This is a genomic window from Klebsiella sp. PK01 (genome assembly GCF_057624675.1).
In genome coordinates this window covers 29,190-41,689 of the sequence record NZ_JBYEZM010000013.1, presented here as the reverse complement: position 1 = coordinate 41,689, position 12,500 = coordinate 29,190, and the positions used below count along the sequence as shown (strand labels likewise).

At 53.3% G+C, this 12,500-nt stretch carries 10 protein-coding genes, 1 tRNA gene and 2 rRNA genes; 4 read left to right on the top strand and 9 right to left on the bottom strand.

Annotated features, from left to right (window positions below; all coding sequences use genetic code 11):
- The 3 genes from rrf (AC22LX_RS24365) to rrf (AC22LX_RS24355) all read left to right on the top strand — a co-directional run.
- Window positions 1–112, top strand: a 5S ribosomal RNA gene (rrf, locus tag AC22LX_RS24365); the annotation flags it as partial.
- A 14-nt stretch (window positions 113–126) separates the two neighbouring features.
- Window positions 127–202 (top strand) — tRNA-Thr (locus AC22LX_RS24360).
- A gap of 37 nt (window positions 203–239) precedes the next feature.
- Window positions 240–355, top strand: a 5S ribosomal RNA gene (gene rrf, locus AC22LX_RS24355).
- 601 nt (window positions 356–956) lie between these two features.
- On the opposite strand, the gene AC22LX_RS24350 is transcribed toward rrf (AC22LX_RS24355), so the two are convergent.
- The 3 genes from AC22LX_RS24350 to AC22LX_RS24340 all read right to left on the bottom strand — a co-directional run bounded on the left by AC22LX_RS24350 (window position 957) and on the right by AC22LX_RS24340 (window position 5,719).
- Entirely contained in the window at window positions 957–1,178 is a 222-nt protein-coding gene (locus AC22LX_RS24350) for a hypothetical protein (RefSeq protein WP_015369447.1), read from the bottom strand.
- 277 nt (window positions 1,179–1,455) lie between these two features.
- Window positions 1,456–4,566, bottom strand: coding sequence for an efflux RND transporter permease subunit (locus AC22LX_RS24345; protein WP_063447774.1), 3,111 nt, complete (start codon window positions 4,564–4,566; stop codon window positions 1,456–1,458).
- A gap of 13 nt (window positions 4,567–4,579) precedes the next feature.
- On the bottom strand, window positions 4,580–5,719 hold the full coding sequence (locus tag AC22LX_RS24340; protein WP_045397252.1) for an efflux RND transporter periplasmic adaptor subunit: 1,140 nt from the start codon (window positions 5,717–5,719) through the stop codon (window positions 4,580–4,582).
- 355 nt (window positions 5,720–6,074) lie between these two features.
- Here AC22LX_RS24340 and envR point away from each other — a divergent pair, with 355 nt between their 5' ends.
- Window positions 6,075–6,731 carry an acrEF/envCD operon transcriptional regulator gene (gene envR / locus AC22LX_RS24335; RefSeq protein WP_045397249.1) on the top strand — a complete coding sequence of 219 codons (657 nt, stop codon included), beginning with the start codon at window positions 6,075–6,077 and terminating at the stop codon, window positions 6,729–6,731.
- An 85-nt stretch (window positions 6,732–6,816) separates the two neighbouring features.
- On the opposite strand, the gene fis is transcribed toward envR, so the two are convergent.
- The 6 genes from fis to accC form a co-directional block, all read right to left on the bottom strand.
- The gene (gene fis, locus AC22LX_RS24330) at window positions 6,817–7,113 is read right to left on the bottom strand and encodes a DNA-binding transcriptional regulator Fis (RefSeq protein ID WP_000462905.1); all 297 of its coding nucleotides are present in this window, start codon (window positions 7,111–7,113) and stop codon (window positions 6,817–6,819) included.
- Between the two features lie 24 nt (window positions 7,114–7,137).
- Entirely contained in the window at window positions 7,138–8,103 is a 966-nt protein-coding gene (gene dusB / locus AC22LX_RS24325; RefSeq protein WP_015369451.1) for a tRNA dihydrouridine synthase DusB, read from the bottom strand.
- A 358-nt stretch (window positions 8,104–8,461) separates the two neighbouring features.
- On the bottom strand, window positions 8,462–9,343 hold the full coding sequence (gene prmA, locus AC22LX_RS24320; protein WP_045397245.1) for a 50S ribosomal protein L11 methyltransferase: 882 nt from the start codon (window positions 9,341–9,343) through the stop codon (window positions 8,462–8,464).
- Window positions 9,344–9,354: 11 nt separating this feature from the next.
- Window positions 9,355–10,806 (bottom strand): sodium/pantothenate symporter, encoded by a 1,452-nt coding sequence (panF, locus tag AC22LX_RS24315; RefSeq protein WP_045397242.1) that lies wholly within the window; start codon window positions 10,804–10,806, stop codon window positions 9,355–9,357.
- Window positions 10,796–11,038 (bottom strand): DUF997 family protein, encoded by a 243-nt coding sequence (locus AC22LX_RS24310; RefSeq protein ID WP_015369454.1) that lies wholly within the window; start codon window positions 11,036–11,038, stop codon window positions 10,796–10,798. Before AC22LX_RS24310 ends, panF begins: the two co-directional genes overlap by 11 nt.
- A 110-nt stretch (window positions 11,039–11,148) precedes the next feature.
- Window positions 11,149–12,498 (bottom strand): acetyl-CoA carboxylase biotin carboxylase subunit, encoded by a 1,350-nt coding sequence (accC, locus tag AC22LX_RS24305; protein ID WP_015369455.1) that lies wholly within the window; start codon window positions 12,496–12,498, stop codon window positions 11,149–11,151.
- Window positions 12,499–12,500: the final 2 nt, after the last annotated feature.

Here is a 12,500-nt window from a genome sequence, read left to right as displayed (position 1 = left end):
GCGGCGATAGCGCGGTGGTCCCACCTGACCCCATGCCGAACTCAGAAGTGAAACGCCGTAGCGCCGATGGTAGTGTGGGGTCTCCCCATGTGAGAGTAGGGAACTGCCAGGCATCAAATTTAGCGTGCTGATATGGCTCAGTTGGTAGAGCGCACCCTTGGTAAGGGTGAGGTCCCCAGTTCGACTCTGGGTATCAGCACCACTTTTTAGGTTAAAGTTCGGCACTTGTAAAGAATTTGCCTGGCGACGAGAGCGCGGTGGTCCCACCTGACCCCATGCCGAACTCAGAAGTGAAACGCCGTAGCGCCGATGGTAGTGTGGGGTCTCCCCATGTGAGAGTAGGGAATTGCCAGGCATCAAATAAAACAAAAGGCTCAGTCGAAAGACTGGGCCTTTTGTTTTATCTGTTGTTTGTCGGTGAGCGCTCTACGGAGTAGGGACAAATCCGCCGGGAGCGGATTTGAACGTTGCGCAGCAACGGCCCGGAGGGTGGCGGGAAGGACGCCCGCCATAAACTGCCAGGCATCAAATAAAACGAAAGGCTCAGTCGAAAGACTGGGCCTTTTGTTTTTATGTTTTGCGGCCAGACGCGGCACCAGTTCCCCGGTGGCGCTACGCTTACCGGGGCTACGCAACCCGTAGCCCGGAAAAGGCGCATCGCGCCGCCTCCGGGGAAAGCCGCTGCCATAGCAACGTAAACGAAAGGCTCAGTCGGAAGACGGGCTTTCTGCTTTTGTCTTTTGCGGCCAGACACGCCGCCATCTCCCCCGGTGTCGCTGCGCTTACCGGGGCTACGCAACCCGTAGCCCGGAAAAGGTGCGCAGCACCGCCTCCGGGGAAAGCCGCTGCCATATCAACGTAAACAAAAGGCCCAGTCATACGACTGGGCCTTTTGTCTTTCTGGCGACTGAGCCAAAGGGAACGCCTCCAGGCTGAGCATTCATGGAGAGGAATTGCTAACGAGTCAGCGCCACGATACCTAACGTGAGACCGGCAACCGCTGCGGCCCCACCGGCGATCGCGCCAGCCGTTTCCCAGTTATCCTGTGTTGTGCCTTTTACACAGGTATTGGTATGCACCAGTCGGCCCTGCGAGTCATAGACAGGCACGCACGGGGAATCATGAGCACAGCCAGCAAGCAACGTTGCTAACAATGTCACTAATATTAATTTTTTCATGGTATTACCTCTAAATAACCGTTTGCTGTCAACGTTGTTAACACATAACGGAATAGCTTATTTTACCACCGCAATGACCCGGGCCTGGAAGGGGAAATAATCTCAAATTATGAGCAGTGTAAATATCGTGAAGAGAAATGAGAAATAATGAAGAGAATATGCAGGAAGGGATATACCAATGCGTTAGTTGGGGATGAAAAATTAATATTTCTACTAACTTGTTGTTCTGATAAATATAAAAAAAGGCGCCGCGTGGCGCCTTGATAATTATAGTCGATTATTCTGCGTGACGGGTAAAGCGACGCCTTACGACCACAAAGAACACCGGCACGAAGAAGATGGCCAATAGCGTTGCAGTAAGCATACCGCCCATCACACCGGTACCGACAGCGTTTTGTGCGCCGCTACCAGCGCCATGGCTAATCACTAACGGCATGACCCCAAGAATAAAGGCTAATGAAGTCATTAATATAGGGCGTAGACGCATACGGGATGCCTCCAGGGTTGCCTCAATAATGCCTTTCCCTTCTTTATCCATAAGATCTTTGGCGAACTCAACAATAAGAATGGCGTTCTTCGCAGATAAACCAATAGTCGTTAGCAGGCCAACCTGGAAATAAACGTCATTATTCAACCCTCTAAGCGAAGCTGCTAATAATGCGCCGATAACCCCTAATGGCACAACCAGCATAACTGAGAATGGAATAGACCAGCTTTCATAGAGTGCTGCCAGACAGAGGAAGACGACTATCAGCGAAATAGCATATAGCGCTGGCGCCTGGTTACCTGATAAACGTTCCTGATAAGACAAGCCGGTCCAGTCATAACCGATACCCGCAGGCAGTTTACTGGCCAGTTGCTCCATCAAGGCCATGGCTTCCCCGGTACTCTTACCCGGAGCTGCTTCGCCGAGGATCTCCATCGAAGGCAGGCCGTTGTAACGTTCGAGGCGCGGAGAACCATATACCCAACGTGAAGTAACAAATGCCGAGAACGGCACCATTTCACCGTTAGAGCTGCGGACATACATGTTATTGATATCACCAGGCAGCATACGGAAACTGGCATCGGCCTGAACGTAGACTTTCTTCACGCGGCCGCGGTCAATAAAGTCGTTCACATAATAGCCGCCCAGCGCAGCTGATATCGTTTCGTTAATGTCGGATAACGAGACGCCAAGCGCCTGCGCTTTCTCTTGATCGACGTCGAGTTTAAACTGCGGTGTATCTTCAAGGCCATTAGGGCGAACACGGACCAGCTGATCCTGATGTTGTTTTACCATGCCCAGAAGCTGATTTCGGGCCTGGGTCAACTGCGTGTGTCCCAGGCCGCCCTGGTCAATCAGCTCGAAGTCGAAACCGGTCGCGGTACCTAACTCGATGATGGCCGGCATGTTGAACGGGAAGACCATTGCATCTTTAATCTGGCTAAATGCGGCGGTGGCACGCTTGATAATGGCTTCAACGCCGTTTTCCGAACCGCTGCGCTCTTCCCATGGTTTCAGACTGACAAACGCCATACCGGAGTTTTGTCCTTGTCCGCTGAAGCTAAAGCCGTTAACGGTGAACACGCTCTCAACATTAGCTTTCTCTTTCTGTAGATAGTAGTCGCTGACGGAGTCGAGCACCTTTTGCGTACGCTCTTGCGTAGCGCCAGCAGGTAACTGAACCATGGTCAGGAACACACCCTGGTCTTCATCCGGTAAGAATGATGTCGGCAGGCGGACAAACAGTACGGCCATGCCGATAACAATTAGCAGATAGATAACCAGATAGCGCCCGGTGCCGCGCAGGATCCCGCTTACGCTGTTGGTGTAGTGGTTAACGCTTTGGTCAAACCTGGCGTTAAACCAGCCGAAGAACCCCTTTTTGCCATGATGGTCTGCGGATGCCGGTTTTAACATGGTTGCGCACAGTGCCGGGGTCAGTACCAGCGCGACCAGTACAGACAGCGCCATCGCGGAAACGATAGTGATGGAGAACTGACGATAAATCGCCCCGGTCGAGCCGCCAAAGAAGGCCATCGGGACGAATACCGCCGAGAGCACCATGGCGATACCAACCAGCGCCCCCTGGATCTGCTCCATTGATTTCTCGGTGGCTTCAACCGGGGAAAGCTTCTCCTCGACCATGACGCGCTCGACGTTCTCTACCACCACGATGGCATCATCGACCAGTAGCCCAATCGCCAGCACCATACCGAACATGGTTAGCGTATTGATGGAGTAGCCGAACATCGCCAGTACCGCAAAGGTACCCAACAAAACCACCGGCACGGCAATCGTCGGGATAAGCGTCGCACGGATGTTCTGCAGGAACAGATACATCACGAGGAAGACGAGGATAATGGCTTCAAACAGCGTTTTCACCACTTCGTGAATGGAGATTTTAACGAACGGCGTGGTGTCGTAGGGATAAACAACTTTCATCCCTTGCGGGAAGAAGGGCTGCAGCTCGGCAAGTTTCGCCTTAATCGCCGTAGCGGTATCCAGCGCATTGGCGCCAGTCGCCAGTTTAATCCCCAATCCAGAGGCGGGTTTACCGTTAATGCGGGCGACAACGTTATAGTTCTCGCCGCCTAATTCAATGCGCGCCACATCCTTCAGGCGAACGACGGAACCATCGGCGTTAACCCGCAGCGTGACTTTACCGAATTCCTCCGGATCTTTCAGGCGAGTTTGAGCAATAATCGAGGCGTTAAGTTGCTGACCTTTAACAGATGGTGTTCCGCCAAGTTGCCCGGCGGCAATCTGATCGTTTTGCACCTTCAGTTGGTTGATAACATCGACCGGCGTGAGGTTATATTTATTCAGCAGGTTGCCGTCAAGCCAGATACGCATGGCATATTGCGCGCCGAACAATTGCACATCGCCAACGCCGTTAAGGCGGCTAATAGGGTCTTTGATGTTAGAGGCAACGTAGTCGGAAATATCATCCTGGGTAGTGTTTGGATTATCAGAGATAAAACCGGCAACCAGCAGGAAGCTGCTGCTGGATTTCTCAACGCTAATACCTTGCTGCTGTACTTCCTGTGGCAGCAGCGGCGTCGCCAGCTGCAGTTTGTTCTGTACCTGAACCTGCGCGATATCCGGGTCGGTGCCGGATTCGAAAGTGAGAGTGATGGTCACGCTACCGGATGAATCACTGGTAGAGGACATGTACATCAGATTATCGATACCATTCATGTTCTGTTCGATAACCTGGGTGACGGTGTCCTGCACGGTTTGCGCATCCGCGCCAGGATAGGTAGCAGAAATCGCCACCGCAGGCGGCGCGATCGTAGGATATTGCGCAATAGGGAGCTGCATGATGGCCAGGCCACCGGCAATCATCATGATGATTGCCAGCACCCATGCAAACACCGGTCGATGGATGAAGAACTTAGACATAGCGATTCATACCTTATTGTGCAGCTGGGGCAGCGGTATCTTCCGTCGCCTTCACGGTGACGCCAGGGCGAACCTTTTGTAATCCACTAACGATGACTTTGTCGCCGTTTTGCAGACCGCTGGTGATCAACCATTTATCGCCTATCGCCTGCGCGGCGGTGACTTCACGGTTTTCCACCTGGTTCTGTGCATTGACGATCATCACCGTGGCATCGCCGCGCGGCGTGCGGGTAACCCCCTGCTGTGGTACCAGAATCGCTTGCGGATTGATGCCTTCATCGATACGGGCGCGGACAAACATACCCGGCAGGAGAGTGTGTTGCGGATTAGGGAATACCGCGCGAAGGGTAATAGACCCGGTGCTTTCATCGACCGTCACATCAGAAAATTGCAGCGACCCCTTTAGGGAATAGGGTTGGCCATTTTCCATAATCAACTGCACGCTTTTACTATCATCACCACGCTGCAGGCTTTCCTGTTTCAGACGCATAAAATCGTTGCTGGATTCGGTCACGTCGACATAGATCGGATCGAGCTGCTGCACCGTCGCCATGGCGTCAGCCTGGCCGTTGGTCACCAGTGCGCCTTCAGTTACGCTGGATTTACCAATGCGACCGTCAATCGGCGAGGTCACTTTGGTGTACGCAAGGTTGATACGGGCGCTTTCGACCGCGGCTTTAGCCGCCACGACGTCGGCATCGGCCTGATGTGCGGTAGCGACGGCCTGATCGTACTCTTGCTGACTGATGTACTGAGTTCCCAGCAGAGGGACATAGCGTTTCACCGTCAGATGGGCGATAGCCGCTGCGGCTTCGGCTTTCGCCTCGTCGCCTTTGGCGCTGTTCCACGCGGCCTGATAAGTGGCGGGGTCGATTTGATAGAGCGATTCACCGGCCTTGATATCGCTGCCCTCGACAAAATTGCGTTTCAGGATAATGCCGCTGACCTGGGGGCGAACTTCAGCGACGCGAAAAGCCGAAGTCCGCCCCGGTAATTCGGTAGTAACGGAGAGCGGTTCGCTGCGCACCACATGTACGCTAACCTGAGGCGCTTGCGGCTGCGCCTGTTGATCGCCTGAATTATCACAACCGGTAAGCAACAAGGTGGAGATAATTAGGCTGGCTAAAAGAGAAACTCTGGCATGACTCGTCATTGCTGTTCCTTATAGATTACGGGCCGGATAGGGCGGCGAATCTGCGAAGAAATAATGAATATTAAAGCGGTTCGTTATCCTACAAATAATCACCGATGGATGTAAGGGATAGTTATTTTTGAACAATGAACAAGGCACGCAAAAACAAAAAAAAGGACACATTCTTTACTCATCATTCATTAATATCATTCCGGTGAATATGTTTTATTTTTATATTTGTTTGATGTATTAAAACATCGATGAATTAAGTGATGGTATCTGCATTTTTGCTAAATAATAATATTGATGGAATGCTAAATTGGCCAAAGTATCAGTAAATTTTGTATTCACCGTTCGGCAGCTAGTGGGAAAGGTTATGGCCAGAAAAACCAAAGAGGACGCATTAAGAACGCGTCAGCTCCTGATTGAGTCCGCGATCCAGCAGTTCGCACAGCGCGGCGTTACCAATACCACGCTGACTGATATCGCCGACGCCGCTGGCGTCACGCGTGGAGCGGTGTACTGGCATTTTTCCAGTAAGGCGGAGTTGTTTAATGAAATGTGGCAGCAGCAGCCGCCGCTTAGGGAGTTATTGCCCCATCAGCAGTGGGAACTGGATAACCAAAATCCGTTAATGGGGTTACGTAAAAAATTTATTACCGGATTGCAATATATTGCCGAAACACCCCGACAGCAGGCGCTGTTACAGATTCTTTATCACAAATGCGAATTCGCCAGCGATATGCTGCCGGAAACGGAAATCCGCAAGCGAATTGGCTTTAATTACGCGATTGTCCGTGACGTACTACAGCGTTGTGTCAGAAACAGGTTATTACCGGCGGAAACAAATATCGAAATCACGTTAATTATATTACATGGCGCTTTTACAGGAATTATTAAGAACTGGTTAATGGATCCTGAACAATTCAATCTCTATGAGCAGGCGCCCGTGCTGGTAGACAATATTATGTCGGCGTTATCGCTGCAGCAACCTGGCCATAGCGGGTGGCCGATGGCTGCCGTGGGGCAGTAGATCAGTATCAAAAATCAGGCCATAAAAAAAGGCGCTTCCCCATGCCGAAGAGCGCCTTTTTAATTCAGCAATTTACTGATTAATATCAGTTCATGCCGTATTTTTTCAGTTTCTTACGCAGAGTACCGCGGTTGATACCCATCATCAGGGCAGCGCGGGTCTGGTTACCACGGGTGTATTGCATCACCATGTCCAACAGTGGCTGTTCAACTTCAGCCAATACCAGCTCATACAGATCATTAACATCTTGACCATTCAGTTGAGCAAAATAGTTCTTCAGTGCCTGTTTAACCGAGTCACGCAGGGGCTTTTGAGTTACCTGATCCTGAGAGTTAACGGTAGAAACGGTCAGTACGTCAGAATTTACGCGTTGTTCGAACATAGTTCTGTCAGCTCTTTATTTCTATTACGCAAAATTTTCGAAGTATGCCTCCAACGCCTCCAGCTGTTCGCTGGCATCCTCAATGGCGTTGAATGTGCGCCGAAACTGGTCATTTGGAGCATGCTCCTGGAGATACCAGGAGACGTGTTTACGCGCGATTCGGTACCCTTTTGCCTGACCGTAAAAGTCATGCAGTTCCCGAACATGCGCGCAAAGCAAGCGCTTAACCTCTGCCAACGGCAGGGGGGGCAGCAACTCCCCAGTGTCCAGATAATGCTGGATTTCCCGAAAGATCCAGGGTCTTCCCTGAGCCGCACGGCCTATCATGAGGGCGTCAGCCCCCGTGTAGTCGAGCACGGCTCTGGCTTTAAGCGGGTCAGTAATGTCGCCATTCGCGATAATCGGAATGGAAACTTTCTGCTTAACTGCCCGAATACTGTCGTATTCAGCTTCTCCGTTAAACAAGCAGGCGCGAGTGCGTCCGTGAATAGTCAGAGCCTGAATGCCACATTCTTCAGCCAGTTGGGCAATCTCTACACAGTTACGGTGTTCCGGTTCCCAACCGGTGCGAATCTTGAGAGTCACCGGAACGTCCACTGCCTTGACGACCGCGGTCAGGATTGACTTCACCTGATCGGGATACTGCAAGAGGGCTGAACCAGCGAGCTTACGATTCACCTTTTTAGCCGGGCACCCCATATTGATATCAATAATCTGGGCGCCGCTTTCCACGTTAATACGGGCGGCCGCGGCCATCTCTTCCGGTACGCTACCGGCGATTTGCACGGTACGAATACCGGGCTCATCAATGTGCACCATCCGTAACCGGGACTTGTCGCTCTCCCATACCTGCGGGTTGGAGGACATCATCTCGGAGACGGTTAAACCTGCTCCCATCTCGTAACACAGCGTCCTGAATGGTCTGTCAGTGATGCCAGCCATAGGTGCTGCGATCAGGCGATTTCTGAGCTGGTGGTGTCCGATGCGCATGAGTTAAGAAATGACCATACTGTGACTGCAAGGCGGCGTATATTACGCATTTTTTGCGCGAGATGAAAGGCCAAACTTTGACCAATCCTCTGTTACAGATCAATGAATCCAGGAGTAACGTAATAGTCATGAATAAATTATCATATTAATCATTGCGTTATTAGCAATGGGATAATTTGTGTCCAATTATAAAATCGCAAAACTTCTCGATTTTTCTGAGACGAAGGCGATACGAGACGGGATAAAACGCTGTTTTTGTAGTCAAAAAAGGGCATCGTAATGCGATCCGGCTCTCATTTCCTGGCAATATTCGGCGGTTACTGGAAACAAAAATGCGGCCCGTAGGCCGCAGTCTGACTTAGTTTTTCTGTCCGGTAATTCGGCACCACTCCTCTTTCTCCACCACCGGGTCGAGGGTGAAGAGCGGGGCGTAGGCTTCACAAACGCTTTCCGCCTGGCTTGCCAGGATTCCAGAAAGGCCCAGCAGGCCGCCTGTAACCGGCAGGACGCTGATTAAAGGGGCCAGCTCACGCAACGGGCCTGCCAGGATGTTTGCGACCACCACATCGGCTTTCATGGATTCTGGCTGATCCTGCGGCAAATAGAGTTCAAGGCGTTCGGAGACGCCATTACGCTGGGCGTTATCACGGCTGGCCTGAATGGCCTGCGGATCGATATCAATACCGATAGCTTTGGCGGCGCCCAGCTTCAGCGCGGCGATCGCCAGGATGCCGGAACCGCAGCCAAAATCGATAACCGTTTTGCCCTGAAGGTCAAGGCCATCGAGCCACTGCAGACACATCGCGGTCGTTGGGTGAGTACCGGTACCAAAGGCTAGTCCTGGATCAAGCATCACGTTGACTGCATTCTCATCAGGAACATCGCGCCAGCTCGGGCAAATCCACAGGCGTTCGCCGAAACGCATCGGGTGGAAGTTATCCATCCACTCGCGTTCCCAGTCTTTATCTTCCAGCTGTTCAATTTTATGCGCGAAGCCTGCGCCGAGCAGCGGATGCTGCTCAAGGATAGCAACCGCTTCGTTCATGTCGCTTTCCGCGTCGAACAGGCCAATAACGTCGGTATCGCCCCACAAACGGGTTTCACCCGGCAGCGGCTCAAACACCGGCGTGTCGTGGGTGTCCTGGAAGGTAATCGAGACCGCGCCGGCCTCCATCAGCGCGTCGCTCAGTTCTTCCGCGTGAGCGCCGGTCGTATTCAGTTTTAGTTGGATCCAAGGCATGGCAAAACTCTTTATTTATCAGTAGTCATAATAGGGGCTGGCGGTACGGGCTGACCGAAACGGTTCCCGACGACAAAAGCCAACAAACTTAGCAGCAGCGAGGGCACGATAGGGTGGAAGCCCAGGTACTGAATATTAAACGTCGCGAGCACGGCATACAGTACGCCGCCCACTAACATCGCGCTGAGCGCGCCAGCAGCATTTGCCCGCTCCCAGTAGAGACCCAGCACCAGCGGCCATAAGAACACCGCTTCCAGGCCGCCAAAGGCCAGCAGATTAAGCCAGATAATCATTTCCGGCGGCCGCCAGGCGGCCAGCATCATAAGTATGCCGAGCACTAAGGTGGCGATCGTTGAGATCCGCTTCAGCTTCTGCTCATTACGCTTTTTCGTAGGCTGAGCGCTGAGCCACAGATCTTTAATGATCGTAGCCGATGCCTGCAGTAAATGGGCGTTAACGTTAGACATAATCGCGGCCATCGGCGCCGCTAAAAATAGCCCCGCGGCCCACGGCGGCAGCACCTGGACCATCAACGTCGGGATCACCTGATCGGGGACGGTGAGGCCCGGCAGGACGGCGCGGCCAAGCGCGCCGGCGAGATGCATACCGAACATCAGAATCGCCACCACGATGGTGCCAATAACGATCCCGCGGTGCACGGCCTTGCTGTCTTTATAGGAGATACAGCGCACGGCGGTATGCGGCAAGCCGATGACGCCGAAACAGACCAGTACCCAGAACGAGGTCATAAAGGTTGGCGTGAGGATATCATCGGCGCCGTGAGGCGACACCAGCTGCGGGTCGATCCGCTGGAGCGTATCTACCGCCTGATGCAGACCGCCAGCGGCATGCACTACGCCAACCAGCAGGACGATCGTCCCGATCAACATCACCATTCCCTGCATGGTATCGTTGAGTACGCTGGCGCGGAAGCCGCCGAACGCGGTATAGAGCGCGATCGTGATGCCAAATATCAGTAGTCCGGTTTCGTATTTGATACCGGCGGCGGTTTCCAGCAGGCGCGCGCCGCCAATAAACTGCACCGCGATGGCCCCGACAAAGGCCACCAACAGGCTGACGCTGGCAATCCATACCACCGCGCGGCTTTGGTAGCGCGCCTGCAGCATATCGTTAAGGGTAATGGCGTTGTAGCGGCGCGCCAGGATCGCGAACTTCTTGCCGAGGATCCCGAGAGAGAGCCAGATCGTCGGTACCTGGATCATCGCCAGCAGTACCCAGCCCAGTCCATATTTGTAGGCGGCGCCGGGACCGCCGATAAACGAGCTGGCGCTAATATAGGTGGCGGTGAGGGTCATCGCTAATACAAAACCGCCCATCGATCGGCTGCCAAGAAAATACTCGCTAAGGAAGTTCCCGGTACTGCGTTTACGCATCGCGTAAAGAGACAGCCCGAAGACCACAAACAGATAAGCGATCAGCACCACGATAATCTCAAGCTGCATCGTTATCCTCCAGAGAGATATCGCGGAAGATAAAGCGCACCATCGCCCAGCACAGCAGAACGAACAGCAGCGGCACCAGCAGGCAGGCCAGTTCGAACCAGTGTGGCAGCCCGGTAAAGCCAATACCGACGCCCGGTAGATAGGCCGCAGCCAGCCAGGCGGCAAGATAGAGAAGGGTCAGCCACAGCGCCCAGCGCGCTTCTTTATGGGCCTGAACAAATCTTTTGTCCATTTTTTGTCCCTTGAGGATGAAGAAAGCGGGGATTGTACCGCATGGAAAAGTCGAGGGGAGAGAAAAAGAAAAAAGGCCGGATTATCCGGCCTTTTGCAGCGAGTACAGGATTATTTTTCCTGCAATCCGAGTTTTTTCTCCAGATAGTGGATATTGGTGCCACCATGCTGGAAGTTCTCGTCGCTCATAATGCGCATCTGCAGCTCAACGTTGGTTTTGATGCCATCGATGATCAGTTCCTGCAGCGCGTTCTTCATGCGGGCAATCGCCACATCACGGCTTTCGCCGTAGCAGATCAGTTTGCCGATCATTGAGTCATAGTACGGCGGTACGGTGTAACCGGCGTAGATATGAGACTCCCAGCGCACGCCAAAACCGCCCGGCGCGTGGAAGCGGGTAATTTTACCCGGGCTCGGCAGGAAGGTGTTCGGGTCTTCGGCGTTGATACGGCATTCTACCGCATGGCCGCGAACCTGGACTTCTTCTTGCTTGATAGACAGCGGCTGACCCGCCGCGATGCGCAGCTGTTCTTTGATCAGGTCGACGCCGGTGATCATTTCGGTAACCGGGTGTTCTACCTGAATACGGGTGTTCATCTCAATGAAGTAGAACTCGCCGTTTTCGAACAGGAATTCAAAGGTACCCGCTCCGCGATAGCCGATATCCACACAGGCTTTCGCGCAACGTTCGCCAATGTAGCGACGCAGTTCCGGGGTAATGCCCGGCGCCGGCGCTTCTTCGACGACTTTCTGGTGACGACGCTGCATGGAGCAGTCGCGTTCTGCCAGATAGATAGCGTTGCCCTGGCCGTCCGCCAGCACCTGGATCTCGATGTGACGAGGATTTTCCAGGTATTTCTCCATGTAGACCATGTCGTTGTTGAAAGCCGCTTTCGCTTCCGCTTTGGTCATGGAGATGGATTGCGCAAGTTCAGCGTCGCTGCGCACGACGCGCATACCGCGACCGCCGCCGCCGCCGGAGGCTTTGATGATAACCGGATAGCCGATGCGTTTGGCATGCGCGCGGTTTGCGTCCATGTCGTCGCCCAGCGGGCCATCAGAACCTGGAACGGTCGGAACGCCAGCTTTCTTCATTGCGGTGATGGCAGACACTTTGTCGCCCATCAGGCGGATAGTGTCGGCTTTCGGGCCGATGAAGATGAAACCGGAACGCTCAACCTGCTCGGCAAAGTTAGCGTTTTCGGACAGGAAGCCGTAACCCGGGTGAATCGCTACCGCGCCGGTGATTTCCGCCGCGCTGATGATAGCTGGGATGTTCAGATAGCTTTTTACGGACGGAGCCGGGCCGATGCAGACCGTCTCATCCGCTAATAATACGTGTTTTAAATCGCGATCCGCGGTGGAGTGCACAGCAACGGTCTTGATGCCCAGTTCTTTACAGGCACGCAGGATGCGCAGTGCGATCTCGCCACGGTTAGCGATGACAATTTTATCCAGCATGT

Excerpts from the sequence above, each read along its gene's own strand:
- AC22LX_RS24345 (WP_063447774.1), bottom strand. The coding sequence starts at position 4,566 with ATGTCTAAGTTCTTCATCCATCGACCGGTGTTTGCATGGGTGCTGGCA.
- accC (WP_015369455.1), bottom strand. The coding sequence starts at position 12,498 with ATGCTGGATAAAATTGTCATCGCTAACCGTGGCGAGATCGCACTGCGC.
- prmA (WP_045397245.1), bottom strand. The coding sequence starts at position 9,343 with ATGCCTTGGATCCAACTAAAACTGAATACGACCGGCGCTCACGCGGAA.
- panF (WP_045397242.1), bottom strand. The coding sequence starts at position 10,806 with ATGCAGCTTGAGATTATCGTGGTGCTGATCGCTTATCTGTTTGTGGTC.
- AC22LX_RS24310 (WP_015369454.1), bottom strand. The coding sequence starts at position 11,038 with ATGGACAAAAGATTTGTTCAGGCCCATAAAGAAGCGCGCTGGGCGCTG.
- envR (WP_045397249.1), top strand. The coding sequence starts at position 6,075 with ATGGCCAGAAAAACCAAAGAGGACGCATTAAGAACGCGTCAGCTCCTG.
- dusB (WP_015369451.1), bottom strand. The coding sequence starts at position 8,103 with ATGCGCATCGGACACCACCAGCTCAGAAATCGCCTGATCGCAGCACCT.
- AC22LX_RS24350 (WP_015369447.1), bottom strand. The coding sequence starts at position 1,178 with ATGAAAAAATTAATATTAGTGACATTGTTAGCAACGTTGCTTGCTGGC.
- AC22LX_RS24340 (WP_045397252.1), bottom strand. The coding sequence starts at position 5,719 with ATGACGAGTCATGCCAGAGTTTCTCTTTTAGCCAGCCTAATTATCTCC.
- fis (WP_000462905.1), bottom strand. The coding sequence starts at position 7,113 with ATGTTCGAACAACGCGTAAATTCTGACGTACTGACCGTTTCTACCGTT.